The sequence below is a fragment of the Blastomonas sp. CCH9-A1 genome, from assembly GCF_001557175.1.
GTDB lineage: Bacteria > Pseudomonadota > Alphaproteobacteria > Sphingomonadales > Sphingomonadaceae > Blastomonas > Blastomonas delafieldii_A.
Map to the genome: position 1 here is coordinate 24991 of NZ_LSHM01000041.1, position 26170 is coordinate 51160.

25 protein-coding genes and 1 tRNA gene are annotated in these 26170 nt (G+C 64.6%); 14 read left to right on the forward strand and 12 right to left on the reverse strand.

The annotated features are described in order from the left end of the window. The first annotated feature begins 2 nt into the window (after nt 1-2). Both AX725_RS11995 and AX725_RS12000 read left to right on the forward strand, forming a co-directional pair. Complete coding sequence (locus tag AX725_RS11995; RefSeq protein WP_196490401.1) at nt 3-2168, forward strand: primosomal protein N'; 2166 nt, start codon at nt 3-5, stop codon at nt 2166-2168. A gap of 24 nt (nt 2169-2192) precedes the next feature. Beyond that, a complete protein-coding gene (locus AX725_RS12000) occupies nt 2193-3746 on the forward strand; it encodes a S1C family serine protease (RefSeq protein WP_060978103.1) in 1554 nt (517 codons plus the stop codon). A gap of 12 nt (nt 3747-3758) precedes the next feature. Here AX725_RS12000 and ada read toward each other — a convergent pair whose 3' ends face one another. The 3 genes from ada to AX725_RS12015 all read right to left on the reverse strand — a co-directional run bounded on the left by ada (nt 3759) and on the right by AX725_RS12015 (nt 7071). Beyond that, nucleotides 3759-4793, reverse strand: a complete 1035-nt coding sequence (gene ada, locus AX725_RS12005; RefSeq protein ID WP_060978102.1) for a bifunctional DNA-binding transcriptional regulator/O6-methylguanine-DNA methyltransferase Ada — start codon at nt 4791-4793, stop codon at nt 3759-3761. Further along, the gene (locus AX725_RS12010; RefSeq protein ID WP_060978101.1) at nt 4790-5254 is read right to left on the reverse strand and encodes a DUF1203 domain-containing protein; all 465 of its coding nucleotides are present in this window, start codon (nt 5252-5254) and stop codon (nt 4790-4792) included. The genes ada and AX725_RS12010 overlap by 4 nt, the downstream gene beginning before the upstream one ends. Before the next feature lie 86 nt (nt 5255-5340). Then, on the reverse strand, nt 5341-7071 hold the full coding sequence (locus AX725_RS12015; protein ID WP_196490631.1) for a methyl-accepting chemotaxis protein: 1731 nt from the start codon (nt 7069-7071) through the stop codon (nt 5341-5343). A 284-nt stretch (nt 7072-7355) separates the two neighbouring features. On the opposite strand from AX725_RS12015, the gene AX725_RS12020 reads away from it, so the two are divergent. The 5 genes from AX725_RS12020 (at nt 7356) to AX725_RS12040 (ending at nt 12316) form a co-directional block, all read left to right on the forward strand. Further along, a complete protein-coding gene (locus tag AX725_RS12020; RefSeq protein WP_060978099.1) occupies nt 7356-7910 on the forward strand; it encodes a F0F1 ATP synthase subunit delta in 555 nt (184 codons plus the stop codon). Between the two features lie 7 nt (nt 7911-7917). Beyond that, entirely contained in the window at nt 7918-9447 is a 1530-nt protein-coding gene (gene atpA, locus AX725_RS12025) for a F0F1 ATP synthase subunit alpha (RefSeq protein ID WP_060978098.1), read from the forward strand. Nucleotides 9448-9568: 121 nt separating this feature from the next. Next, entirely contained in the window at nt 9569-10444 is an 876-nt protein-coding gene (locus tag AX725_RS12030; protein WP_060978879.1) for a F0F1 ATP synthase subunit gamma, read from the forward strand. 24 nt (nt 10445-10468) lie between these two features. After that, nucleotides 10469-11911: a F0F1 ATP synthase subunit beta gene (gene atpD, locus AX725_RS12035; RefSeq protein ID WP_060978878.1), complete on the forward strand. Its 1443-nt coding sequence runs from the start codon at nt 10469-10471 to the stop codon at nt 11909-11911. Between the two features lie 147 nt (nt 11912-12058). After that, complete coding sequence (locus AX725_RS12040) at nt 12059-12316, forward strand: ATP synthase F1 subunit epsilon (RefSeq protein ID WP_060978877.1); 258 nt, start codon at nt 12059-12061, stop codon at nt 12314-12316. 127 nt (nt 12317-12443) lie between these two features. On the opposite strand, the gene AX725_RS12045 is transcribed toward AX725_RS12040, so the two are convergent. Further along, a complete protein-coding gene (locus AX725_RS12045; RefSeq protein WP_081097141.1) occupies nt 12444-12890 on the reverse strand; it encodes a DUF6265 family protein in 447 nt (148 codons plus the stop codon). A gap of 12 nt (nt 12891-12902) precedes the next feature. Continuing rightward, complete coding sequence (locus AX725_RS12050; protein WP_208597973.1) at nt 12903-13820, reverse strand: DMT family transporter; 918 nt, start codon at nt 13818-13820, stop codon at nt 12903-12905. Nucleotides 13821-14028: 208 nt separating this feature from the next. On the opposite strand from AX725_RS12050, the gene AX725_RS12055 reads away from it, so the two are divergent. Beyond that, nucleotides 14029-15582, forward strand: coding sequence for a TadA family conjugal transfer-associated ATPase (locus AX725_RS12055; RefSeq protein ID WP_060978876.1), 1554 nt, complete (start codon nt 14029-14031; stop codon nt 15580-15582). Here the strand turns inward: AX725_RS12055 and AX725_RS20935 are convergent, their stop codons facing one another. After that, the gene (locus AX725_RS20935; protein ID WP_155645976.1) at nt 15583-15774 is read right to left on the reverse strand and encodes a hypothetical protein; all 192 of its coding nucleotides are present in this window, start codon (nt 15772-15774) and stop codon (nt 15583-15585) included. A gap of 144 nt (nt 15775-15918) precedes the next feature. Here AX725_RS20935 and AX725_RS12060 point away from each other — a divergent pair, with 144 nt between their 5' ends. Next, complete coding sequence (locus tag AX725_RS12060; RefSeq protein ID WP_060978875.1) at nt 15919-17454, forward strand: flavin monoamine oxidase family protein; 1536 nt, start codon at nt 15919-15921, stop codon at nt 17452-17454. Between the two features lie 2 nt (nt 17455-17456). Here AX725_RS12060 and AX725_RS12065 read toward each other — a convergent pair whose 3' ends face one another. Both AX725_RS12065 and AX725_RS12070 read right to left on the reverse strand, forming a co-directional pair. Beyond that, nucleotides 17457-18245, reverse strand: coding sequence for a lipase family alpha/beta hydrolase (locus AX725_RS12065; RefSeq protein ID WP_060978874.1), 789 nt, complete (start codon nt 18243-18245; stop codon nt 17457-17459). Nucleotides 18246-18300: 55 nt separating this feature from the next. Then, on the reverse strand, nt 18301-19788 hold the full coding sequence (locus AX725_RS12070) for a WS/DGAT/MGAT family O-acyltransferase (RefSeq protein WP_208597971.1): 1488 nt from the start codon (nt 19786-19788) through the stop codon (nt 18301-18303). 354 nt (nt 19789-20142) lie between these two features. Here AX725_RS12070 and AX725_RS12075 point away from each other — a divergent pair, with 354 nt between their 5' ends. Beyond that, nucleotides 20143-21042 carry a hydrogen peroxide-inducible genes activator gene (locus AX725_RS12075; RefSeq protein WP_060978872.1) on the forward strand — a complete coding sequence of 300 codons (900 nt, stop codon included), beginning with the start codon at nt 20143-20145 and terminating at the stop codon, nt 21040-21042. 9 nt (nt 21043-21051) lie between these two features. Here AX725_RS12075 and AX725_RS12080 read toward each other — a convergent pair whose 3' ends face one another. Next, complete coding sequence (locus AX725_RS12080) at nt 21052-21444, reverse strand: hypothetical protein (RefSeq protein WP_060978871.1); 393 nt, start codon at nt 21442-21444, stop codon at nt 21052-21054. Between the two features lie 287 nt (nt 21445-21731). Further along, nucleotides 21732-22631: an N-formylglutamate amidohydrolase gene (locus tag AX725_RS12085; protein WP_081096848.1), complete on the reverse strand. Its 900-nt coding sequence runs from the start codon at nt 22629-22631 to the stop codon at nt 21732-21734. A gap of 198 nt (nt 22632-22829) precedes the next feature. Here AX725_RS12085 and cpdR point away from each other — a divergent pair, with 198 nt between their 5' ends. The 4 genes from cpdR to AX725_RS12105 all read left to right on the forward strand — a co-directional run bounded on the left by cpdR (nt 22830) and on the right by AX725_RS12105 (nt 25275). Next, nucleotides 22830-23207: a cell cycle two-component system response regulator CpdR gene (cpdR, locus tag AX725_RS12090; protein ID WP_060978870.1), complete on the forward strand. Its 378-nt coding sequence runs from the start codon at nt 22830-22832 to the stop codon at nt 23205-23207. Between the two features lie 107 nt (nt 23208-23314). Beyond that, nucleotides 23315-23389, forward strand: a tRNA-Val gene (locus tag AX725_RS12095). Between the two features lie 98 nt (nt 23390-23487). Next, entirely contained in the window at nt 23488-24261 is a 774-nt protein-coding gene (locus tag AX725_RS12100) for a thioesterase family protein (protein WP_060978869.1), read from the forward strand. A 36-nt stretch (nt 24262-24297) separates the two neighbouring features. After that, entirely contained in the window at nt 24298-25275 is a 978-nt protein-coding gene (locus AX725_RS12105; RefSeq protein WP_060978868.1) for an NAD(P)H-dependent flavin oxidoreductase, read from the forward strand. A gap of 50 nt (nt 25276-25325) precedes the next feature. Here the strand turns inward: AX725_RS12105 and AX725_RS12110 are convergent, their stop codons facing one another. Both AX725_RS12110 and AX725_RS12115 read right to left on the reverse strand, forming a co-directional pair. After that, nucleotides 25326-25703, reverse strand: coding sequence for a hypothetical protein (locus tag AX725_RS12110; RefSeq protein WP_060978867.1), 378 nt, complete (start codon nt 25701-25703; stop codon nt 25326-25328). Between the two features lie 62 nt (nt 25704-25765). Further along, nucleotides 25766-26146, reverse strand: a complete 381-nt coding sequence (locus AX725_RS12115) for a hypothetical protein (protein ID WP_060978866.1) — start codon at nt 26144-26146, stop codon at nt 25766-25768. Between the last annotated feature and the right edge of the window lie 24 nt (nt 26147-26170).

Here is a 26170-nt window from a genome sequence, read left to right on the forward strand (position 1 = left end):
TGATGACTCGCGTCCGCGTTCTCCTGTTCAACTCGGCGGTCGGCCCGTTCGATTACAGCGTGCCTGCGGGCATGGACCTCCCCGTCGGCAGCGTGGTGCAGGTGCCGCTGGGGCCGCGCCGGATCGATGGTATCGTCTGGGATGCTGGCGCTTTCGGCGCCGAGGAGATCGAGGCGAGCCGCTTGCGCCCGGTGCTCGCGCGCTATGACATGCCGCCATTGTCGCAAGCCCTGCGCCGCCTGATCGAATGGACCGCAGATTATTATCTTGCCAGCCCTGCCGCGGTCGCGCGAATGGCGCTGCCTAGCGGATCGCTGCTCGGGCCCGGCCGGTCGATCACCGAATATCGGCTGACCGGCGAGCCCCCTGCCCGCATGACGCCGCAGCGTCAGCAGGTCTATGACAGGCTGGCCGGAGAGCAGGCGACGGTACGCGAGCTGGCCGCGCTGGCGGAGGTGTCCGAAGGGGTGATCCGCTCGCTGGTGACCTCGGGCGCGTTCGAGGCGGTGGAGGTACCGAACGACCGCCCCTGGCCGCGCCCGGATCCTGACCATATCGTGCCTGCCCTCAACGATGAACAGCAGGCAGCTGCCGACCGGCTTGCCGAGGCAGTCCGCAACGCCGAACCGATGCCCTTCCTGCTCGACGGCGTTACCGGATCAGGCAAGACCGAGGTCTATTTCGAAGCTGTCGCCGAAGCGCTTCGACAGAACAAGCAGACACTGTTGCTGCTCCCCGAAATTGCGCTGACTCAGCCTTTCCTCACCCGCATCGAGGCGCGCTTCGGGGCCGCGCCGGTGCCATGGCATTCGGGCCTGAAGCAGACCGAACGGCGGCGCGCATGGAACGCGATCATCAGCGGCGACGCGAAGATCGTCGTCGGCGCACGCTCGGCGCTGTTCCTGCCTTATGCGAATCTCGGCGTCATCATCGTCGACGAGGCGCACGAGACCAGCTTCAAGCAGGAGGACGGCGTGCGCTACAATGCGCGCGATGTCGCGGTGATGCGCGGGCGGTTCGAGGGCTGCCCGGTCGTGCTTTCGAGCGCGACGCCTGCGCTCGAAAGCCGGGTGATGGCCGAGGCGGGACGCTATGAGCCGCTTACCCTTACCCACCGCTATGGCGGCGCGCAGCTGCCGCGCATCGGCTTGATCGACCTGACGCAGAACCCGCCGCCCCGCCACCAGTGGATCGCGCCGCCGCTGCTCGAGGCGATGCAGGAACGGTTGGCGCGGGGCGAACAGTCGCTGCTGTTCCTCAACCGGCGCGGCTATGCCCCGCTGACGTTGTGCCGCCATTGCGGCCACCGGTTCAAATGCCCCAATTGCAGCGCCTGGATGGTCGATCACCGCCTGTCCGGGCGGCTCGCCTGCCATCATTGCGGCCATGCCGAGCCCTCGCCCAGCGCCTGCCCCGAATGCGGCGAGACCGATTGCCTGGTCGCTTGCGGCCCTGGCGTCGAGCGGATCGCCGACGAGGTCGCCGCGCTGATGCCCGAGGCACGCCGGGCGATCGTGACATCGGATACCATCTGGTCGCCCGAAAAGGCCGCCGAGTTCGTCGCACAGGTCGAGGCAAGAGCGATCGACGTCATCATCGGCACCCAGCTGGTCACCAAGGGCTATCACTTTCCCGACCTGACACTGGTCGGGGTGATCGATGCGGACATCGGCCTGGAAGGCGGCGATCTGCGCGCGGGCGAGCGCACCTTCCAGCAGATCGCGCAGGTGGCCGGCCGCGCGGGCCGCGCCGCAAAGCCTGGCGAGGTCTTCATCCAGACCCGCCATCCCGAGGCGCCGGTAATCGACGCGCTCGTCCAGGGCGACCGCGAGGCCTTCTATGCCGCCGAAACCCAGGCGCGGCGCGATGCGAACGTGCCGCCGTTCGGCAGGCTGGCGGCCATCATCATCTCGTCCGAAGACCATGCCGAAGCCCACGAGGCGGCGCGCCAGGCCGGGGCCGTCGCGCCCGAGCACGATGGCTTTGCCGTCTATGGCCCCGCCCCTGCCCCGCTCTCGCTGCTGCGCGGACGGCATCGATTCCGGCTGCTCGTCCATGCCAGGCGCAATGTCGAGATGCAGCGGATCATCCGCGAGTGGCTGCAGCCGATGCGCTGGGCTCCGGGCGTGCGCGTGGCGGTGGACGTCGATCCCTATAGCTTTGTCTGACAGCAGCGCTATGAGGTTCTCCTCATGAACCCGATGCGCTTTATCGTCCTGCTGATCGCCGCATGTGCGGCGCTCGTCGCCGTGCCGCTCGCCGCCGATCCCGCCGATATCCAGGCCGCCAGCCGCTCTGTCGTGCGCGTCGTGCTGGTCGCGGAGGAAGATGGCGAGACCTTCTATGTCGGCCATGGCAGCGGCTTTGCCGTCGCGCCGGACAAGATCATCACCAATGCCCATCTGGTCGCCCCGCTGCGCGAGGATGCCAGCATCCGCATCGGCATCATCCCGTCCGAGGGCACCACCACCTATGGTGGCCGTCTCGTGGCATTATCGCCGCGCAACGACCTCGCGCTGATCCAGCTGGAACGCGGCCGCCTGCCTGCCCTCGCCTTGCTGCAGACGCCGCTCGACGATGGGGCTTCGGTGATGGCGATAGGCTATCCGGCAGCTGTGGACCGCGCGCAGGGGCTCGATGCGCGCGAGACGATCGCGCCCATGGCCCCGGTCAAGGCGCCAGGCGTGGTTTCCGGCGGCAGGACCACTCGGGATTTCGACACGATCCTGCATACCGCTGCGCTGGCCAAGGGCAATAGCGGCGGCCCGCTGGTCGATATGTGCGGCCGCGCGGTCGGGGTGAACAGCTTCGGCTCGCTGTCCGACGGCAATGATGCCGAATATGGCTTCGCCGTTTCCAACCGCGAGGTGCTCGGCTTCCTGCGTTCGGCCAAGGCCGATTATCAGCTGGCCGATTCCCCCTGCCGTTCGGTCGCCGAGTTGTCTGCGGAAGAGCGCGAGCGGTCGGCCGAGGCTGCCGAAGCGGCGCGCGAAAAGGCACTGACCGAGAAGGCCGAGCGGCGCGATCTGGAAGAGCGCGCACTGCGCGATGCCGAACATGCGGTAATCAGCGCGCGCGAGAACCATATCGCCTTTGCCGCTTTGTTCCTGGTTCTGGCCGGGCTGGCAAGCGGCGCGACCTGGGTGTTGCACGATCGCGGCGAGATGGAGCGGCGCAAGATCGCCGCCGGGGCCACGGGCGCGCTCGCGCTGACGGCAGTCCTGATCTTTGTGCTGCGGCCCGGCTTCAACAAGGCCGAAGATATTGCCCTTGCAATGGTGAAGAAGGAACTGGGAGGCAAGGACGAGCTCGCGGCCAGTCGCGACGGCACCTATATGTGCCGGATCGTTCCCGAGCGCAGCAAGATCACCACGTCCAGCCCCGATCCGGTCGAAATCGCCTGGACCGCGAGCGGCTGCGTCAACAATCGCACGCAGTACGGGCAGGATGTCGACGGCTGGACGCGGGTGTTCGTGCGCAACGAGGACCAGCTGGTCGCGATCAACCAGTTCAGCCCCGACACGCGCGAATTCCGCACCGAGAATTTCCAGCTCGGACTCGACGCGATGAACAACGCCCGCAAGATCCGTGCGCGCTATGCGGACAAGAGCTGCACCGCCGAGCCCGATCGCATGGCCGAGCTGGAGGACATGCAGAAGGCGCTGCGCCAAGCGCTGCCGGCACAGCCCAACGAGGTGCTGACCTATAGCTGCACGCTCAAGCCTGGGGCCAAGCCCAAGGAATGAGCTTGCGGCGGGTCACTCGCCTTCGCGCTTGAGCAGTTCGGTCTTGATGCCCAGGCCATAGGCATAGCCCCCCAGCGTGCCATCGGTGCGCAGCGCGCGGTGGCAGGGAATCAGCACCGCGACCGGGTTCGCCCCGCAGGCCGATCCCACCGCGCGCACCGCTGCGGGCTTGCCGATGCTGGCCGCAATCTGCGCATAGCTGCGTGTCTCGCCCGGCGGAATGTCGGACAGCGCCTTCCACACCGCTTCCTGGAACGCGGTACCGCGTACATCGACCGGTATCTCGGCGCCGGTGCGCGGGCTTTCCACCTCGGCGACGATCGCGGAGACGAATTGCGCCGCTTCCTCGCCCGCCGCTTTCAGCTCGGCCGCAGGAAAGCGCCTGGCCAGCGCCTCGGCCTCTTCCTCGAACGACAGGCGGCACACCCCCTTGTCGGTCCAGGCGACCAGCATGCGGCCCAGCGAGGTAGCCGCCTGGGTCCAGTGGATCAGCACCCCCTGCCCGCCATTCTTCCAGACGCTTGGTTCCATCCCCATCCGTCCCTTCATCGAATCGTAAAAGCGCGACGGCGCACTGAACCCTGCTTCGTAGATCGCATCGACCACCCGCTCGCTGCCGCTCAGCGCGTCGCGGGCGCGCTCGGTGCGCAGTGCTCGGGCATAGGCGCTGGGCGACAGGCCGGTATGCCGGGTAAACACGCGCTGGAAATGCGCGGGCGAATAACCGCATTCGGCCGCCAGCGACGCCAAGGCCAGTGGCTCCTCGCTCGCGCGGATCGCGCGGATCGCGGTGAGCACCGCCGTCTCATCGCGCGCGACATCATCGGGCAGGCAGCGCTTGCACGCGCGCAAGCCAGCGGCTCTGGCGGCAGCGCCATCGGCGAAGAAACGGACATTGGCGCGCGCAGGATGCCGCGCAGCGCATGATGGGCGGCAATAGATGCCGGTGCTGAGCACGCCGGTGACGAAGCGCCCGTCATGGCTGCGGTCGCGGCGCAGAACGGCAGCCCAGGCCGCATCCTCGTCCAGATCGATCAGCCCGCTCATGCCCGGTCCACCCTCGCCACAAAGCAGCCATGTGCCGCGTTGTGGGCGTGGATATAGGCGATCTCCGGATCGCCGAACAGATCGCGGATGCCCGCATCGGCCTCACCGGGGGGCGCGAGCCTGGCATCGCGCAGCATTCCCGCTGCATCGAACCCGCGCAGTCCCAAAGACCGCCCCTGCATCACCGGCGGAAGAACCTCCCGACAATCTGCCGCAATGTCGGCCTGACTGACATAGATCGCAAAGGCGCTGCGATAGGGCGTCGCGACATCATGGCTGACATGGTGGAGCAGGATCAGTTCCTCGCCCACCGGCGCATCGCGGAGCGTTACGCGGCAGGGATAGCCGGGATGCTGGCTCGCAGTGACGCGCACGGCGCGGTGCTGAGCAAGCTCGGCATCGGATAGCGCGAACAGCGGCAGGAAGTCGGCTGGCGGCAGGCCAGCTATGCGGTAGGTCATCGAACATCTCCGTGTGAATGGGATGTCTGCAGTCCTATCGAGAGCGGATTTTCGGCGCGTCCCGCTTCATGCGGTCAAAGCGGCGATCACGCCGCTCGCACTGCCTGAGCCAATTGCCGCATCTGTTCGCGCAACTCCTGCGATTGGCGCGCGACCGCTTCGGCTGTCTGGCTCAGCGCCTCGGCCGAGAGATTGGCATAAGCCGACTTGTCCGTCAGCTCGGCGATCTGATCCATCACCTCGTCCCCATTGGTCATCAGCGAGCGGAGCGCATCAAGGATATCCCGGCTGGCGTCATGCTGCTCGCTCACGGCCTCGTCGATCCGATCCGCATTGTGTCGGATCATGTCGACATGCCCGTCCACCGAATTGACCGCATGCGACACTTGCTGGGTCATCGCCGAAACGCTGCCGAGGCGTTGTTCGACCAGCGCCGCTGCTGCCTGAGTCTGGCTGGCAAGATTCTTCACCTCCTGCGCCACGACGGCAAAACCCCGACCGGCCTCGCCCGCACGCGCGGCCTCGATCGTCGCGTTCAGCGCCAGCAGGTTGGTCTGCTTGGCGATATGCGTGATCATCGCGAGAATACCAGAAATTTCGCCAGCGACCTCGTGAAGCTGGTCTGCCGTCTCGCGGCTCAGGCGGCTGGCATGATGCGCGTCATAGATGTTGCGCGAACTGTCGGCGACGAGTTCACGCACGCCCCCACCCGTCTGCTGCAGCCGGCGTCCATGGCGGTCTATGACCTTCATCGATTCGGCTGCGCGGGTTGCCCGGTCGGCGAAATTCTGGCTGAAGGTCTGATGCTGCGCAGCGTTGCGCTGCATGTCCTGCGCACCTTCGCGCATGCCGTTCGCCGCCTTGGCGAGCTGCTCGGACAATTCGGAGAGCTTGGCCTCGTAGCTCGCGAACAGCGCATCGATCGTCACCGCGCGGCGATGGCGTTCCTCCTGCCACTGAAGCTGCTCGCGCTGGAGCTTGAGTTCGGCCAGCCGTCGTTCCTGCTCGGCCTTGAGCGCCCGCTCGGCCTTGCCGTGCGAACGGTGAATGGCGCGGGCAATGGCGCCGATCTCATCGCGCCGGCGCAGCCCGAGATCATGGGCTTTCACGCTGTTGCGCCTTTCCGGCAGCGCATATTGCGCCAGCGCCACCAACGGCACCAGAAAATCGCGCATGGCATAGCCGATGCACCAGCGCACGAACAGCCCGGCACCCAGCATCAGCAGCGAACAGAAGATCAGCGCTGCGATCTGGATGACGTTCAGCCACACCAGGGTGGTCCGCGCAAGGCCGCGCATTTCGGTAACGGCGGCCTGGCTTTGGGCCAGCAGAGGATCGATCTGTCGATGCAGCGCTACCGGCGGATCGACACGCCTGCCGTGACGGTTGAAAGCCACGATCTGCCTGCGCAACTCGTCGATAGCGCCGTCAGCCGGCACCCTTGCGCGGCGCAGCTGGACAATCCTCTTCGGGAATTCATGGCCGAACGCACCGTCTTCTATCCGCTTCCAGTCGCCGGTAATCCGGCGCTTGCGCGCATCCAGCTCGATCAATGCCTCCTTGCCGCTTATTAGGCCCCAGCGCACCTTGGTCGCAAGGCGCATTGTCTCGCGATAGCCATCACCCAGGGACTGCATCTGCATCGTCGGCTGGATGCGAGCCGTTACCAGATGGCGCGTCGTATACTGGGTGACGCCAACCACACCGATCGCCACAAAGGCCAGCAGCGCGAGCATGGCAAGCATGGCCGTCAGGCTGAAGCGAACCTTGGCTTCCACGCCCATGCTCGCAAAGCCCTTGGACAGATCAGAGCGCAAATCTTGAATTTTCCGCATCGGCAAGGCGATTCCATGGTTGGCCTAAGACAAAATGCCATGCTGGCCTCATGCCCGCCCGATGCGAAAATTTGGTAAACGCCGCCTTCACGTTGAAGCAAAAAATCCCCATTTTTTGCGGGGGAAGACCGGCTGGACCCGATGTTTGCCGGGCGTCTTGCAATGCAGCAATATGAGTGCTAACCGCCGCGCCGACAGGTGAGGGAGGCTGGCGTCTCCCGCCCAGCGCCTGACGCAATATCATAACGGCAAGGGAAAGCATTCGCGTGGACATTTCCGGCGGGATACAGGCCAGTCTGGCAGGGCGTTACGCCTCGGCGCTCTTTTCGCTCGCGCGCGACGAAAAGCAGCTTGCCGAAGTCGAAACCAGCGTCGCGACGCTGCGCGCCGCGCTGAACGAGTCGGAAGATTTCGCTGCGCTGACCAAGAGCCAGACGATCAGCCGCGCCGCGGCCGAGAAGATCGTCGCCTCGCTCGCCGAAACGATCAAGCTCGACAAGATGACCGGCAACCTGCTCGGTGTGCTGGCGACCAACCGTCGCCTGGGCCAGCTTTCGTCGATCCTCGCCGCCTTCGACCAGCTCGTTGCCGCCCATCGCGGAGAAGTTACCGCCGAAGTCACATCGGCCTTCCCGCTTTCGGAAGCGCAGCTCGACGAAATCCGCAAGCAGCTGAAGGACCGCGCCGGTCGCAGCATCAAGATCACCGCGAAAGTCGATCCGTCCATCCTGGGCGGCCTGATTGTCCGCATGGGCAGCCAGATGATCGATTCCAGCATCAAGACCCGTCTCAACACGCTCAGCCAAGCGATGAAAGGCTAACATTCTCATGGACATTCGTGCCGCAGAAATCTCCAAGGTTATCAAGGATCAGATCGCCAATTTTGGCACGGATGCGCAAGTGTCCGAAGTGGGCAGCGTGCTGAGCGTCGGCGACGGCATCGCGCGCATCCACGGCCTCGACAACGTTCAGGCCGGTGAAATGGTCGAGTTCTCGAACGGCGTGCAGGGCATGGCGCTCAACCTCGAAGCCGACAATGTCGGCGTCGTGATCTTCGGCTCGGACGCCGAGATCAAGGAAGGCGATGTCGTCAAGCGCACCGGCACCATCGTGGACGTGCCCGTCGGCAAGGGCCTGCTGGGCCGCGTGGTCGATGGTCTCGGCAACCCGATCGACGGCAAGGGCCCGATCGTCGCCGAAAAGCGCATGCGCGTCGAAACCAAGGCACCGGGTATCATCCCGCGCACCTCGGTGCACGAACCCGTGCAGACCGGCCTCAAGGCGATCGACGCGCTCGTTCCCGTCGGCCGCGGCCAGCGCGAGCTGATCATCGGTGACCGTCAGACCGGCAAGACCGCCGTCGCGATCGACACCTTCATCAACCAGAAGGGCGCCAATGCCGGCGACGATGAAGGCAAGAAGCTGTACTGCATCTATGTCGCCATCGGCCAGAAGCGTTCGACCGTGGCGCAGATCGTGCGTCAGCTCGAGGAATCGGGCGCGATGGAATATACCATCGTCGTCGCCGCGACCGCTTCGGAACCGGCTCCGCTTCAGTTCCTGGCACCGTATACCGGCTGCACCATGGGCGAATATTTCCGCGACAACGGCATGCACGCGCTGATCGTCTATGACGATCTGTCGAAGCAGGCCGTTGCCTATCGCCAGATGTCGCTGCTGCTGCGTCGTCCTCCGGGCCGCGAAGCCTATCCCGGCGACGTGTTCTATCTCCACTCGCGCCTGCTGGAGCGCGCCGCGAAGATGAACTCGGCCAACGGCTCGGGCTCACTGACCGCGCTTCCGATCATCGAAACCCAGGCGGGCGACGTGTCGGCCTATATTCCGACCAACGTGATCTCAATCACCGACGGCCAGATCTTCCTTGAAACCAACCTGTTCTACCAGGGCATCCGTCCGGCCATCAACGTCGGCCTGTCGGTGTCGCGCGTGGGATCGGCGGCTCAGACCAAGGCGATGAAGAAGGTGTCGGGCTCGATCAAGCTCGAGCTCGCGCAGTATCGCGAAATGGCCGCGTTCGCCCAGTTCGGTTCGGACCTCGACGCTTCGACCCAGAAGCTGCTCAACCGCGGCCAGCGCCTGACCGAGCTGCTCAAGCAGCCGCAGTTCAGCCCGCTGCCGTTCGAAGAGCAGACTGCCTCGATCTTCGCCGGCACCAACGGCTATCTCGATGCGCTGCCGGTCAACCGGGTGAACGAATATGAAGCCGCGATGCTGAGCTTCCTGCGCACCGACCATGCCGACTTGCTCGCCACGATCCGCGAAACCAAGGATCTGGGCGACGATGCCAAGGCTGGCCTCAAGGCTGCGCTGGACGCGTTCGCGAAGACGTTTGCTTGATATCACATAGCCCTCTCTCCTTGAGGGGAGAGGGTTGGGAGAGGGGCTGCCGCGCCAGCGGTGCATGGTCCCCCCTCCCCGACCCTCCCCCCTGAAGGGGAGAGGGAGTGGAAGGACAAGAATGGCCAGTCTGAAAGAACTCAAGGGCCGGATCGCCTCGGTCAAGTCGACCCAGAAGATCACCAAGGCCAAGCAGATGGTGGCATCCGCCAAGCTGCGCAAGGCGCAGGCCGCGGCCGAAGCTGCGCGCCCGTATTCCGAGCGGCTTGAGCGCGTGATGGCCTCGCTGGCGTCGAAGATCTCGATCAGCGACTCGAGCCCGAAGCTGCTCGCCGGCACCGGCAAGGACCAGGTCCATCTGCTGATCGTGACCTCGTCGGATCGCGGTCTGTGCGGCGCGTTCAACTCGAACATCGTCAAGGCCGCCAAGCTGAAGGCGCGCGAGCTGGAAGCGGCGGGCAAGACCGTGCTGTTCTATCTCGTCGGTCGCAAGGGCCGCGGCATGATCATCCGCGAATATCCCAAGCAGATCGTGCGCTATTTCGACACCACCGCGCTGAAAAATCAGGGCTTTGCCGAAGCGCAGGCGATTTCGGCCGAACTGATCGCAATGTATGAAAAGGGCGAGTTCGACGTCGCCCATCTGTTCTACAGCAAGTTCCGTTCGGCGCTGCTGCAGGAGCCTGTCGGCCGTCAGATCATCCCCGTCGCCATTCCGGCGGGCGATGCTGTCGCCAGCGAAGCGGCTGTGGAATACGAGCCGGATGAGGAGGAAATCCTCGCCGAGCTGCTGCCGCGCAACGTCACGACGCAGATCTTCGGCGCGCTGCTCGAAAACGCCGCGTCGGAACAGGGTGCCTCGATGACCGCGATGGATAACGCGACGCGCAACGCGGGCGACCTCATCAACCGGCTCACCATCGAATATAACCGCAGCCGCCAGGCCGCGATCACCACCGAACTCGTTGAAATCATCTCGGGCGCCGAAGCCCTCTAACCGTCCGAAAGCAGGAAACAGCTCATGGCAACCACCAACAATATCGGCAAGATCAGCCAGGTTATCGGCGCGGTCGTCGACGTGACCTTTGACGGCGAAATCCCCGCCATTCTGAACGCGCTGGAAACCGAGAACAACGGCCAGCGTCTGGTGCTCGAAGTCGCCCAGCACCTGGGTGAAAACACCGTGCGCTGCATCGCCATGGACGGCACCGACGGCCTGGTTCGCGGCCAGAACGTCACTGATACCGGCGCGCAGATCCGCATGCCCGTGGGTCCCGAAACGCTCGGCCGCATCATGAACGTGGTCGGCGAGCCGATCGACGAGCGCGGTCCGATCAACGCGAAGGCCTCGGCCCCCATCCACGCCAAGGCTCCCGAATTCGTCGACCAGTCGACCGAATCGGAAATTCTGGTCACCGGCATCAAGGTCATCGACCTGCTCGCCCCCTATGCCAAGGGCGGCAAGATCGGCCTGTTCGGCGGTGCCGGCGTGGGCAAGACCGTGCTCATCCAGGAACTGATCAACAACATCGCCAAGGGCCATGGTGGTACCTCGGTGTTCGCCGGCGTGGGTGAGCGTACCCGCGAGGGCAACGACCTCTATCACGAATTCCTCGACGCCGGCGTTATCGCCAAGGACGCCGATGGCAACGCGATCAGCGAAGGTTCGAAGGTGGCGCTGGTCTATGGCCAGATGAACGAGCCCCCGGGTGCCCGCGCCCGCGTCGCGCTGTCGGGTCTGACCATCGCGGAATATTTCCGCGACCAGGAAGGCCAGGACGTGCTGTTCTTCGTCGACAACATCTTCCGCTTCACCCAGGCGGGTTCGGAAGTGTCAGCGCTGCTCGGCCGTATTCCTTCGGCCGTGGGCTATCAGCCGACCCTGTCGACCGACATGGGCGCGCTGCAGGAGCGCATCACTTCGACCAACAAGGGTTCGATCACCTCGGTGCAGGCGATCTACGTGCCCGCGGACGACTTGACCGACCCGGCGCCCGCCACCTCGTTCGCGCACCTTGACGCGACGACCGTGCTCAACCGCGCGATCTCGGAACTCGGCATCTATCCGGCGGTGGACCCGCTCGATTCGACCAGCCGCGTTCTCGAGCCCCGCGTCGTCGGCGTCGAGCATTACGAAACCGCCCGTGCGGTCCAGTCGACGCTGCAGAAGTACAAGTCGCTGCAGGACATCATCGCCATTCTGGGGATGGACGAGCTTTCGGAAGAGGACAAGCTCACCGTCGCCCGCGCGCGCAAGATCCAGAAGTTCCTGTCGCAGCCCTTCCACGTGGCCGAAGTGTTCACCGGCATCCCCGGCAAGTTCGTCTCGCTGGAAGACACCGTGAAGAGCTTCAAGGCCGTGGTCGATGGCGAATATGACCATCTGCCCGAAGCAGCCTTCTACATGGTCGGCGGCATCGACGAGGCCATCGAAAAGGCCAAGACGCTGGCAGAAGCGGCTTAATCTGCAAATGCTCTCTCCCCTTCAGGGGAGAGATACGGAGGCTTGCGAGCTTGCTCGCTAGCCGAAGTTGAGAGGGGCGGCACCCTTGCGCACCTCCCCTCTCCCAACCCTCTCCCCTCAAGGGGAGAGGGCTTAAAGGAAGTTGAAATGGCACTGCATTTTGAACTCGTCACCCCCGAAAAGCTGGTCCGCTCCGAAGCGGTCCACATGGTCGTCGTGCCCGGCGCTGAGGGCGAGTTCGGCGTGCTCGAAGGCCATGCGCCGCTGATGTCGATGGTCCGCGACGGCCTGGTCTCGATCTACAAGAGCGATGGCGCGCAGCCCGAGACGATCGCGATCGAGGGCGGCTTTGCCGAGGTCAACGAGAAGGGTCTGACGATCCTGGCCGAGCGCGTCTCGGGCTGATTTTAGACATTCAAACACAAAGCTTTACCGTCACCCCCGCGAAGGCGGGGGGTCCCGCTTCTGACGCGACGTTGAAGAAAGAGCGGGATTCCCGCTGGCGCGGGAATGACGAAGTCCGTGCCCGTCGCTACTTGATCCGCTTGTACCGCCAAGCCTGCGGTTTGCTGCCATCGCGCATGCTTGCCTCGGCCATCAGCATGTCGCCTTGCATCCAGTAGCGGATGCGTTGCGGATATTCGTGGTTGGCGTTGACGAACACGATCTCCGCCGGGCCACCCTTGACCGCGCGAAACGCTGCTGCCGGGTTGCCGAACGGCGCGCCGTAGAACATCAGGTCGCCATTCTCGTTGCGCGCGATGCGCATGAATTCATAGGTGGTGATCTCGCCACCACGTCCGCCGCGACCGGTACCGAGCATCGTCTCGGCGCGACAGCCGGTCCAGTTCTCCTCGGTCCAGCGTCCGTCCGCCTCTTCTGACACCCAGCGGCCCTCGATCCAGCAGGGCAGCGGCGGCGGAGCAGGCAGGCTTGCCATCTGCATCGCCAGCCCGATGATCCAACCCGTCAGCGCCATGATCGCCCTTCCCTATCTGCGTCCGTCGCGCAGCAGATAGATTCCGCTCGCGATGATCACCCCGGTACCGGCCAGTGCGACGAGATCGGGATAGTCGCGATAGAAGACCACGCCGATCGCGATGGCAACGATGATCTGGACATAGACCATCGGCGCCACGGTCGCCGCCGAGCTGCGCGCGGTGGCTAGATACACGAACATGTGGCTGAAGCTGGCCGATACGGCCACGGTGGCACAGACGATCACGACATACCAGCTCGGCCAGCCGATGTGCAGCGAGGGCATGCCCGACAGATGCCCCAGCACGGCGTAGAGGATAAGCAGCGGCGCGGCGACGGCGGCGACCAGAAACTGCATCAGCAGCACACTGCCCGATCCGGCAGCGCGCGCATTGCTCATCATCAGCCCGCTCATCCCGAACGCGGCGGCAAGCGGCAGCAGCGCCGCAGGGCCCAGATCGGCAAAGCTGGGCCTGAGCACGATCATCACGCCGACAAAGGCGATCAGCGTCGCCACCCATCTCCCCGGGCTCAAGCGTTCCTTGTAGAGGATCGAGGAGATCACCGCTGTGAGCAGCGGCGCCATGAACTGGATCGAGGTCGCAGTGGCGAGCGGCATCAGGAAGATGCTGGAGAAAAAGGTGACCGTCGCCCCGGCAAGAAAGAAGCCCCGCGCCAGCTGCACCTTGGGTCGCGGAAAACGGAAACCTTGCGGCCCCTCCCGGATCAGCAGCACCAGTCCCAGCCCGATCGCACCCAGCGTGAAGCGCAGTGCCGCCACCGCCATGCCCGGCCATTGGCCTGCGGTCGACTTGATCAGCCCATCGCCGCAGGAAAGCAGTGCAAAGCCGAGCAGCGCAAACAGCATTCCCGCGCCGCGATGGCGGCTTGCAGCATCGCTCTTCTCGGCGTTCGTCGTATTTTCGGCCAAGTCGTCGCGCCTGCTGGTGGGTTGTTAACTTTTGCCCGGCTTAATGCCCAATATTGGCACGGATGCAAGCACCAACGGGGCAGTCGCCCCAAGGCAAGGGTCCGACAGCGTCGCCTGTTAGGACATTGTCAAAGTTTCCGGGCTATTCACCATGAGATATCAGGCGGCTTCCGGCTGCCACCGACACAATCCGGGAAAATCGGTCACCATGAGCGCTTTTGGCAGAAAGAATGGGATTGGACAGATGGGGCCCGGCGCACGGCCGAGCTTTGGCGTCGCCCGCCCGATGAAGGGGGGTGCCCCCACCCCGCCGCCCGAAGCGCGGCTGGGCCTGTCGCTCGACATGGGTGGCGATCAGTTCCCCGACCTCGATAGCGTCGATCTGCCCGGTCTCGACATGATCGACATGACGCCGGAGAGCGCCGCACTGAACGACGCGATGACGCGCCTTTCGGATCGCGCCAACTCGGTCGCGGACACCGGCCCCAAGGTCGAAGGGTTCGAAGCGTCGGTCCACAAGATCAAGGAACAGGTGCTGCCGCGCCTGCTCGAACGCGTCGACCCGGAAGCTGCTGCCACGCTGACCAAGGACGAGCTGGCCGAGGAATTCCGCCCGATCATCCTCGAGGTGCTCGCCGAGCTCAAGCTCACCCTCAACCGGCGCGAGCAGTTCGCGCTGGAAAAGGTGCTGATCGACGAGTTGCTCGGCTTCGGGCCGCTCGAGGAACTGCTCAACGATCCCGAGATCACCGACATCATGGTGAACGGCCCCGAGCAGACCTATATCGAAAAGAAGGGCAAGCTGCAGATCGCGCCGATCCAGTTCCGCGACGAGGAACATCTGCTGCAGATCGCGCAGCGGATCGTCAACCAGGTCGGTCGCCGCATTGACCAGACGACGCCGCTCGCTGACGCCCGCCTCAAGGACGGCAGCCGCGTCAACGTCATCATCCCGCCCTTGTCGCTCCGCGGCACCGCGATCTCCATTCGTAAGTTCTCCGAAAAGCCGATCACGCTCGACAATCTGAAGGATTGGGGCGCGATGTCGGAAAAGATGGCGACCGCGCTCAAGATTGCGGGTGCCTGCCGTTTCAACATCGTCATCTCAGGCGGTACCGGTTCGGGTAAAACCACCATGCTCAACGCGCTGTCGAAGATGATCGATCCGGGCGAGCGCGTGCTGACCATCGAGGACGCGGCCGAACTGCGCTTGCAGCAGCCGCATTGGCTGCCGCTGGAAACGCGCCCGCCGAACCTCGAGGGCAAGGGCGCGATCAGCATCGGCGATCTCGTCAAGAACGCGCTGCGTATGCGCCCCGACCGGATCATCCTGGGCGAAATTCGTGGCGCGGAGTGCTTCGACCTGCTCGCCGCGATGAACACCGGTCACGACGGATCGATGTGTACGCTCCACGCCAACAGCCCGCGCGAGGCGCTCGGCCGTATGGAGAACATGATCCTGATGGGCGACATCAAGATTCCCAAGGAAGCCATCAGCCGCCAGATCGCCGAGTCGGTCGACATCATCGTCCAGGTCAAGCGTCTGCGCGACGGTTCCCGCCGCGTGACCAACGTTACCGAGGTGATCGGCATGGAGGGCGAGGTCATCGTCACCCAGGAACTGTTCAAGTTCGAATATCTGGACGAAGGCAGCGACGGCAAGATCATCGGCGAATATCGCTCGACGGGTCTGCGCCCCTATACGCTGGAAAAGGCGCGCCAGTTTGGCTTCGAACAGGCGTTTCTCGAGGCCTGTCTCTAATCAGAGACCCTTCAGCGCAAGGGCGGCCGAAATGATTGCGCCGGTGATCGCCAGCATCGAGATGCTGGTCCACGGCATGAAGCCAACTTGGTCGAAATTGGTGCGCCGCATGCGCCGCGCGTCTGCAAGTGCGGCGGTGCCGGCGAGTGCCGACATGGCAAGGGCCAGCTGAGCCCAGAGACTGTGAAACATGCGCGCTCCCTTTTGGTGCGCGTCATTTGGGGTGCGCCGCACCAATGTCCAGCCCGATTTGCCCAATCTGCCATTAATCTTGACGCTACGCGGCGTTGGGATCACCCTCACCTTCCGTAGCGTCTGCAGGGGGAGGCACGGCATATGCGCGGAACGGGTTTTGTCTGGGGACTGCTGGCCAAGGCCGCGCCCGATACCATCCATAAATCCGGGCCGGGGCTGGACCGACGGCAGGTGCTCGCCGGTATTGCCGCAATGGGCCTGCCCCCTTCCCTGGTCGAACCTGCAGAAGCCAGGATCAGCAAGCGCAGCCGCATCGCGATCATCGGAGCGGGGCTCGCCGGATTGGTCGCGCTCGATCGGCTGGTCGCCGCCGGTTTCGATGCGACCATCTACGAGGCGCGCGGGCGTGTCGGCGGACGCGTCCTGACATCAAGCGGACTGCCCGAACCGGGACTCTATGTCGAGGACGGCGCGCATCTGGTGAACACCAACCATGCCGATATCCTGGCGCTGGCCAAGCGCTTCGACATCGGTCTGATCGATCGCGGCGCGATGGTGACGCACGAGGTGTTCGTGGTCGATGGCAAGGCGGTGACCGAGGCCGATCTAATCGCCGAATTCCGCCCGCTGGCCACGCGCATCGCTGCAGACGCCGCGCTGGTGGACGAGGATTTCGACACCCATGGCGCGCGGTTCGACACGATGTCGGTGCGGCAGTATCTCGATGCCGCCGGGGCCGCGGCAAGCCCCCGCGCACGGGCGCTGATCGAGGCGACGATCCGCACCGAATTCGGATCGGAGCCGGACGATGTCTCGGCGCTCGAGCTGTTCTTCAACCTTCCCGCGATCGATACCGACCGTGTAGCCCTCATTTCGGGCAGCGACGAGCGCTACAGCCTCGCGGGCGGCTCCTCGACCATCCCGCGCGCGCTGGCTGCGCCGCTGATGGAACGGATAAGGACCGGCCATGCCCTGCTCAGCGTTCGGCGCGAGGGCAAGGCGGTGGAGCTGCGCTTTGCCAATGGCGCGGTGATCATCGCAGACCGCGTCATCGTCACCGTGCCCGCGCAGGTGCTGCGCAGCATCGATTTCGGCGACACGCTCCCCGCCCCCTGGCTGGCGCTGACGCGCGAGCTGAGCTGCGGGCGCAACGAGAAGATCAACGCCGGCTATGCCACGCGCCCATGGGAGCCGGTCACCGGGGCGGGCGGTGCAGCCTGGGCCGCACGTACCGGCGGCGATCCGGGGCTGTTCAGCGAATTCTGGGGCGCGAGCGCGGGGCAGGATGAAGTCCCGGCGGGCGTGCTCACCTGGTTCTTCGGCGGCAACCAGACCTCAGGCCTGGCCGACCTCTCGCCGGAAGCCATGGTCCGCGTTTGCGAACGCGAGATCGCGCCCGCCGTGCCCGGCCTATCCGCGCGAAGCGTCCGCCGCACCGCGTGGGCGATGGACCCGTTCGCGCAAGGTGCCTATTCGCGCTTCCTGCCGGGCCAGCTCACCCGTTTTGCCCGGCATTTCTGGGTGGAGGAAGAAGACGGCACGGTCACCCCGCCCCTGCCCTCCGGCCCGATCCTGTTTGCAGGCGAGCATCTTTCCGATGCGCACACTGGCTATATGAACGGCGCGGCGCAGACCGGGCGGCTGGCGGCGGAACAGCTGATCGGAGTGAGGCGCTAAGCTCAGTCCGCCTTGACTGACCCGAACAGCAGCCCGCGCCAGCCCGAGCGGTCGAAAGGCTGCCAGGCGTCCTCGGCCTGCGCCAGACGGTCGGCGATCGCGTACATCACCATCGGATTGACGCCGAGGCCGCAATGGCTGGCGAGAACCTTGATATTGTCGGTCTGCGGGCCGGGCTTCTGCACCGATCCGCGCCAGGCGACGATGCCGTCGGTCTTGCTCAGGATCGAGGTGGTCGGCACCGGCGGCGCTTCGTCGAGATTGCGGAAGCGACCGGCCTGCAGAGGCTCGGGCTCGGGACCATTCAGCCGCTCGAACAGGCGGCGCGCGTTGGTATGGCCGCGATCGTTCGAGATCGGACTGCCGAGCGAGATCACCTGTCGCACCTTGTCCGGCGCGTTCTTGGCGATCTCGCGCGCGAACACGCCGCCCAGGCTCCAGCCGATGATGGAGACCTTGCGGCCCGAGCTCGCATGGATGCGATCGAGCAGATCGTTCATCTGCGCCTCGCGCGCATTGTCGATCCGGATATTGCGGCCCATGTCCCAGCCATGCGCGTCATAGCCAAGGCTCTTCAGCAGATCGCGCATCGGCTTGGTCGACCGGTCGCTCGCGAGAAAGCCCGGAAGCACCAGCACGCTGTGCCCATCACCCCGCGGCAGCATCGCAAGCGGGCCGCGCAAGGCATAGAATGCGCCGAGTTCGACCAGGGCACGCCCCTCGCTGAGGGTCCAGAAAAGGTGCGGCGGCCTCGCGGCACTCGGATTGGCAGAAGCAGCGGTAGCGGTCATGAAGTCTCCGATCTGTCACACAATATGGAGCTGCGCTCCGCAAATGCCAGCGCAATCACGCTGACGCGGCTGCCTTGCTCTTCCCCTTGCGCTTCGCCGCAGGCTTCTCGGCCGCTTCGGACCCACCCGATGCCAAAGCCGCCATGAGCTCTTTGAACGAGGCCTGCAGGCATTGGGAGTAGAATTCGGGATCGGGCATCGCCTTGCGACAGGCGGTAAATCCGATCGTCGCCTGGTCGACATAGCTCTGCACGACATGGCCGAGCGCCAGACCGTCGGTGAGGCACAGCAGACCGTGCATGCTGATCATCTTTGCGCCGGTTGAATAGATCGGCACCGGCGGGCCGGGCACGTTGGTGACGACCGTGCTGAACGGCGGCTTGACGTAATTGGCGAGGCCCAGCCGGGTGTAGAGCTGCGCCCCCAGTGCCATGAACAGCGCCGGCGAGACTTTGCTCATCTCGGTCATCTGCCGCGCGCCAAGCGCATCGGTCATCGCCTTGGACTGGATCGTCTGCTCATGCACATAGGCAAGCCGAGCGACCGGATCGGCGATATGGCTGCCCAGCGGCACGACCATCGCCGACACCTGGTTGCCCATGGTGTTCTTTTCCTTCTCCGCGCGCACGGAGATTGGCGCCATGGCGGTCAGGCTCGCCTCGGGCAGTTCGTCATGCGCCTTGAGATAGCGGTGCAGGCCGCCGCCGATGATCGCGAGGAACACGTCATTGATCTTGCAGCCGGGCGACAGCGCTCGCAGCGCCTTGACGTCAGCCAGCGTGAACGTGCGTCCCTCGACCACCCGGTTGGGCGAAACCGGAACGTTGAAGCGCGTGCGCGGTGCGGAGATCGCCGGATTGAGGCTGAACTCGCTGGTCACCAGCCCCTTGGCGGCGCGGTACAGCCCCGGCGCCGCCTTGGCGATCACCCCGGTCTGCCGCCAGGGGTTGAGCCAGGCCCGCGCATAACCCTTGAGGAACAGCCCCAGCGGATCGGGCACGCGATCGGGTCGCCATGCCCTGGAGGCCGGCGGCGGCGGATCGCCGGGGCGCAGCGTGTGCAGCGCATCCATCAGATCGATCCCCGACATGCCGTCGATCGCGGCATGGTGCACTTTGGTGATCATCGCGAAGCTGCCCTTGGGCACGCCCTCGATATTGTCGAGCCCCTCGACCACGCAGAACTCCCAGGGCGGGCGCGTGAGATCGAGCGGGCGCGAGAAGATGCGCGCCGCCTGGATGCACAGCTGCCGCCAGTCGCCCGGCTTGGGCAGCGCGACATGGCGCACATGATATTCGAGATCGAAATCCGGGTCCTCGATCCAATAGGGATAATCGAGATTGAGCGGGACCTTGACCAGCCGTTGCCGCATCGTCTGCGACAGGTGCATGCGCGATTCAAAAAAGGCCAGGATATCCTTGAACCGGACGAACCCGCCGGGTGCTGTCGACGGATCGTAGATCAGGATCGATCCGATATGCATCGGCGCGTTGCGCTGCTCCAGCGCGACGAACGATGCGTCCATGCCCTGCAATTGCCGCATGACGTCCCCTCCCAAGGATGGCACGCCGGCTGTACCGGTCGCGCGATTGGGTAGAGGCTAACAGATTGCGGAGGGAGGACAAGCACCCCGAGGCCCGGCCTGCACCGGCGAGATAGGCGGGTGGCGCATCGGAGGCTAAGCTGCGACCTCGGCGGACCGATGCACCACCCTATCCGCAGCTTTGGGGTGTCCGTTCAAGCTGCGGCATCTTTCAAGCAGTTGGGTTGGAGCGGTTCGGGGAGGGGTTTGCTCCGCTGCTTGTTGTGCATGGTATATGGCACAACGTATCATTGTTTCCATTTGAAAGGACGACGATGATTCGATAGACATTCTCTATCGAACAGGGGGTCGCACATGCCTAGTCTTCGCCAATTGCAATATCTGGTCGCGCTGGACGACCACCGCCATTTCGGACGGGCGGCCTTTGCGGTCCATGTTTCGCAGCCGACGCTCAGCCAGCAGCTGCGCACGCTGGAGGCGCGGCTGGGTGCATCGCTGATCGACCGCAGCGGCCAGGACGTCCAGCTTACCCCATTGGGGCGCGACATAGCGGCACGCGCGCGCGGCATCCTTGTCCAGGTACGCGACCTTTCCGACCTCGCGCGGCGCGCAGGCAAGGGCATCGGCGGCACCTTGCGCTTCGGCGTGACCCCGACGCTTGGCCCCTATCTGATGCCCGCAATCGTGGCCGGGCTGCACCGCGAACAGCCCGACCTGCGCCTGCACATCCGCGAAGGCATTCCCGACGATCAGGTCCGGCAGGTGATGCGCGGCGAGCTCGACATGATGCTGTGTCCGATGCCGGTCGATGCGACGGGAATCGTGGTCGAGCCGCTGTTCAGCGAACGGATGTTCGTCATCGCGCCGCCCGATCACCGGTTGGCCGGGCAGAAGAATATCCCGGCGGAGGCACTCAAGGGCGAAGGTTTTCTGACGCTTGACCGGCGTCACCATTTCCACCGGCAGACGCGCGACATCTGCGAGCAGGTCGGCGCACACATCCTCCACGACTACGAAGGCACCAGCCTCGACAGCATCCGCCAGATGGTGGGCTCGGGCATCGGCCTGGCACTGCTGCCGGAACGCTATATGGCCGCCGAAACTCAGGCGGCGGAAGTCGTGGCAACGCTCGACATTGCCGGATGGAATGCACGCCGCTCGATCGCAGCCCTGTGGCGCACCGGCGCGGCATTCAGCGACGGTTTCCATGCCATCGCCGAATTCATCCGCAGCTATGTCAATGAGACCGGCTGACCAGGCACCTCACGCGTCCGCAGCGACCATCCTGCCCATCTGCCACATCAGGTTGTAGATGAGGTTGCGTGCATCCTCGCCGAGCATCTCGCGCGTCTGCCGGTCGAAGGCAGCGCGATTGCCGCGCGCGGCGCTGCGCACCATCGCGACAAACATTGTCTCATCGGGCGAGAGCCGTGCGCAGCACGGGCGAGAAACGCAGAACGGTTCTGGCCAGGCCTGGCCCATCGCCTCGACAACCAGCGACAGCTGGTTGGACAGCGCGGTACTGCCCAGCCTTGCCGCGACGTGCGGCGCGGGGTCGGTGCCGGACTTGTGCGCGAACACCGCAATTCTGAGCGCCACGACCAGCCTTGCCTCGACCAGCGTTGCAGATCCCAGTTCGGCTGGTCGATCCAGCATGTCTTGCCACCAAAAGCCCATGACCACTCCTTCGCTTTGCCGTCGCCGCGCTTCATCGCAGCGACTGGCTCAGGTTATTGCGACTCGCTCGCATTAGCAAGAATATTCGCATGGGCAGAAATTTTACCGTTCCAGCCATTGAAGTCGGCCAGCGATTGTCCTAGATTATGGGTGTCGGGATGCTTCCCCCCCTTTCGCATTCCGACAGGTGCACTAGTGCACCTCCTCCCTGAACCTTGGCCGCCTCGTGATCCGTCACGAGGCGGTTTTTTCATGAATTCAGCAGGTTATTCGGCGGCGATGGCGAGGTCGGGACCGCGATCGCTGCGCAGCAAATCCTGCGCCAGGGTGCCGACGAGATGCGCCAGCGCAGCGCTGACCCGGGCAAGACCCAGCCCTGGCTGCTTGAGATCCGCTGCAAGATAGAGGGTGCGGTCGATCTCGACCTGCAGCGCATGGATTCCCCTTGCAGGACGTCCGTGCCGATCGAGCACATAGCCGCCGGCATAGGGATGGTTGAGCGCGACCTCGAATCCCGACCGCGCCATGGTCCTCAGCGCCAGATCGCACAGAGCCCCGTCGGCCGATCGCCCGAACCGGTCACCAAGCACGATCTGCGGCGGTCTGGCCGGGCCTTCGGGCCGCAGCGGCGGCATGGAGTGAAGGTCGATCAGCAGCGCACAGCCGAATCGCGCCTTGAGGCTCGCCAGCGCCTGGCCGAGCGTGCGGTGATAGGGATCATGCAGCTGCGCGATCCGCCCGGCGATCGCCGATTGCGCAAAGGGCCGGCGCCAGAGTTCCCCATGGTCGGCCAGACGGCGCGGCACCAGCCCCAGGCCGCCGCGCACCTTGGCGCTAGGCTGGGCAAAGGCAGTACGTGGTGCGTCCGCGACCATCTGCGGATCGATTTCGCTCGGCGCGCGATTGAGGTCGATCCAGGCGCGCGCGGCATGCGCGACCAGGGTAGGACATCCCAGCTTCACAAGATCGGGCAGCAGCATGTCGGCATGCCGATCTTCGAGTCGCTCCAGGATCTCGGGTGCGACGCGCGAATTCTGCAAAATTTCGTCGGGATAGTCGCGCCCGGCATGCGGAACCGCGACCAGAACCGGCAGCCGCGCGCTTTCCACCCCTTCCAGGCTGAAATGGCGCGATGGCATCGCGGCTTGGCTGGGCGCGTCGTCCATGGCGCAAGGGCATGCGCCAAAGCGTCGGCCAAGTCAAAGGCGCAGGCCATGCAACGGCCGCTGCCAGCCTGCGTTTACTTCCGCTCCAGTCGCTGTCCTGCTTCGGGGCATCGTGCAAACAAGGTATCCGGTTGGCTGGAAAATCTTAACTGCCTGCGGCATACAAGGTCCGGACAGCTTCCATGGAGGACAGTGGCGATGTTGCGGATTTTGCTGGCGGAAGACGATGCAGCCATGCGGACCTATCTGCAGCGTGCACTGGAAAAGGCCGATTATGAGGTCGTCTCGGTAGATCGTGGCACGGCGGCACTGCCGCTGCTGCAGGACGAGCATTTCGATCTGCTGCTGACCGATATCGTGATGCCCGAAATGGACGGGATCGAACTGGCCCAGCATTGCGGGCGCATTTCACCCAACACCAAGGTCATGTTCATCACCGGATTCGCGGCGGTCACACTCAAGGCCGAGCAGGCCGCGCCGAGCGCGCGGGTGCTCTCCAAGCCCTTCCACCTCAAGGATCTGGTGCTGGAAGTCGACCGCGTCTTCTCGCGCGGTACCTTCGCGCAGAGCCTCTGAGGCAATAATCGGCGAGCGGCATCATTTACCGCTTGCACGAGTGCCAAGCTCTTTGTAATGGACCGCCCTTGCCGCGGCGCACAGCACCGGCAGCAAGGCTAAAGCGTGGGCGTATAGCTCAGTGGTAGAGCACTGTGTTGACATCGCAGGGGTCGGAAGTTCAATCCTTCCTACGCCCACCAGCCTTCCCCTTCCCTGACATCCAGCGATCCGTAGCGGCAGCCGATTATCGGCAAATTTCCGGTGGATTCGCGCCGGAATCTCTGGTCTTAATCGCGCGATGAATCTCGCTCAGACCCTCGCTTCGTTTGTCCGCGCCGACAATGGCTGGACCGTTTCCGTCGCTCCGTGCTGGATGCAGGGGCGGACCTGCTATGGCGGCCTGTCCTCCGCGCTCGCGCATCATGCCGCGCGGCTGACCGTGCCCGATGCACCGCCGCTGCGCTCTGCCCAGGTTGCGTTCGTTGGCCCGCTGGCAGGCGAACTGACGATCTCGACCGACCTCTTGCGCCGCGGGCGCAACACCGCCTTTGTCGAAGTAAAGATCCGCAGCGCCGAGGGCCTCGGCTTTATCGGCACCTTCATCTTCATGAGCAAGCGCGAGAGCAAGATCGAGTTCGAAGGCGTCCACCGCCCGGACGTCGCGCCACCGCCTGCAGAAGGCACGACGCGAAGCGGCCCGCCCGAATTCTTCACGTCGCAAATGGAATATCCCGAAAAGCGGCTCGAACTGGGCATGAACACGCCGCGCCTCGCCAACTGGCACCGCTTGGCCGAGCGCGACGGGCTCGATCCGATGACCGAATTGCTCGCCATCGGCGATGGACTGCCGCCCTCGGCCATGGGGCTGATGGATGTTGCGGGGCCGGTGAGCAGCATGAACTGGCAGGTCAACCTGCTCACCGACGCACCCGAGACCGTGAATGGCTGGTGGCTGCTCGAATCGGTCACACACCACGCGCATCATGGCGCGGCAAGCCAGTACATGACGGTATGGAACAGCAGGCTCGAACCGGTGATGACCGCGATGCAATCGGTCGCCCTGTTCGTCTGATCTGCCCCGAATCACAAAGATAAAGGAGAGAGCCTCATGAAGACCCGCATCACCGAGCTGTTCGGTATCGAGCATCCGATCATCCAGGGCGGCATGCACTATGTCGGCTTTGCCGAACTGGCCGCAGCGGTGTCGAACGCGGGCGGGCTCGGCATCATCACCGGGCTTACGCAGAAGACTCCGCAAGATCTCGATGCCGAGATCAAGAAGTGCAAGGCGATGACCGACAAGCCGTTCGGCGTGAACCTGACCTTCCTGCCCGTGCTCACCGCGCCCGATTATCCCGGTTATGTGCGCGTCATCATCGAGAACGGCGTCAAGGCGGTGGAGACCGCGGGCAACAATCCGCAATCGGTGCTGCCCTATCTCAAGGACGCGGGCGTCAAGGTGATCCACAAGTGCACCAGCGTGCGCCACGCGCTCAAGGCCCAGGCGATCGGCTGCGATGCGGTCTCGGTCGATGGCTTCGAATGCGGCGGCCATCCGGGCGAGGACGATGTGCCCAACATGATCCTGCTGCCCCGCGCCGCCGACGAGCTCGACATTCCCTTCGTCGCCTCGGGCGGCCAGGCCGATGCACGTTCGCTGGTCGCATCGCTCGCCATGGGCGCCGATGGGATCAACATGGGCACGCGCTTCATCGCCACCAAAGAAGCCCCGGTGCACGAAAACGTGAAACAGGCGATCGTGGCCGCATCCGAGCTCGACACCCGGCTGGTGATGCGCCCGCTGCGCAATACCGAGCGCGTGCTGACCAACGAGGCAGTCGAGAAGCTGCTGGTGATCGAGAAGGAAAAGGGCAAGGACCTTCAGTTCACCGACATCATCGAGCAGGTCGCGGGCGTCTACCCCCGGATCATGATGGAAGGCGATATGGATGCAGGCGCGTGGAGCTGCGGCATGGTCGCCGGCCTGATCCACGATATCCCCACCTGCAAGGAGCTGATCGACCGTATCATGGCCGAGGCCGAGCAGATCATTCGCGGGCGGCTCGAAGGCTTTCTCGCCGCCTGAGCTTCATCGCCCTCCGCGCCGCAAAGCCGGGGGGCGATTGCCGCCTCGCATCACTTGCAGGGGAATTTCTTCTTCATCAGGTCATAGACCGCGACCCGAAACGGCTTTTTCTGCGCCGACGGAGGAAGGCTGCTGAGATAGACGCGCAGTTCCTCGCCGGTCATCTTCGGGCGATCGCTGGCCGGTGGGCAGCTGTGCATCTTGCCGCCCGCCTTTTTCTGCCGGGTAATGTCGGCCACATACAGTTCGCGTACCCGGTCCGACTCTGCCCGCAAGGCGCGCACGTCGCTTGAGAGCAAGGCAGCCGGGCCCATGCTTTCGGCCTTTTTCATTCCCGCCAGAAACTCGCCCACGGTCATTTCCGATGCCGCTCCGGTCGACAGCATCACCACCGCTGCAAGAATGCCCGCCTGAATGCCCCGCTTCATGCCCATGCTCCCTCCATGATCTCGCAGCCTGTCTATCATTGCCTGATGAATGGCCAATGACCTCATTTCTGCGCCGCAGCGCAAGGATAACGCAAGGTCATGACCAGCGCAAAGGCGGTGGTGACGGGCATGTCGCGATTGGCGTCCGGGAAAGCCTGAAAGTCACCGATCAGATCGGGAATGGTAAGCTGTGCCTGGCCAGGCGGTGGAGGGCAACTGGGCGCCGCTTCGCCGCGGCTGGCGCTCTCCGCGAGCGCGGCACGATAGGCCCTGGCGGCGTCCTGCACGGCCTGCCGTACCGCGTCCGCTTCGGGAGTCCTTACCCCGTCTGCTCCTTTCGCCATAAGGGCCTCTGCTGCAGTGAGGAAATCGCGCACGGTCTCGATCGACGGGGTGGCCGGATGCAATGACGGCGCCGGTGCCTGAAGCGCCAGCGCCGTCATCAGAGTTCTAGCAATACCCACGCT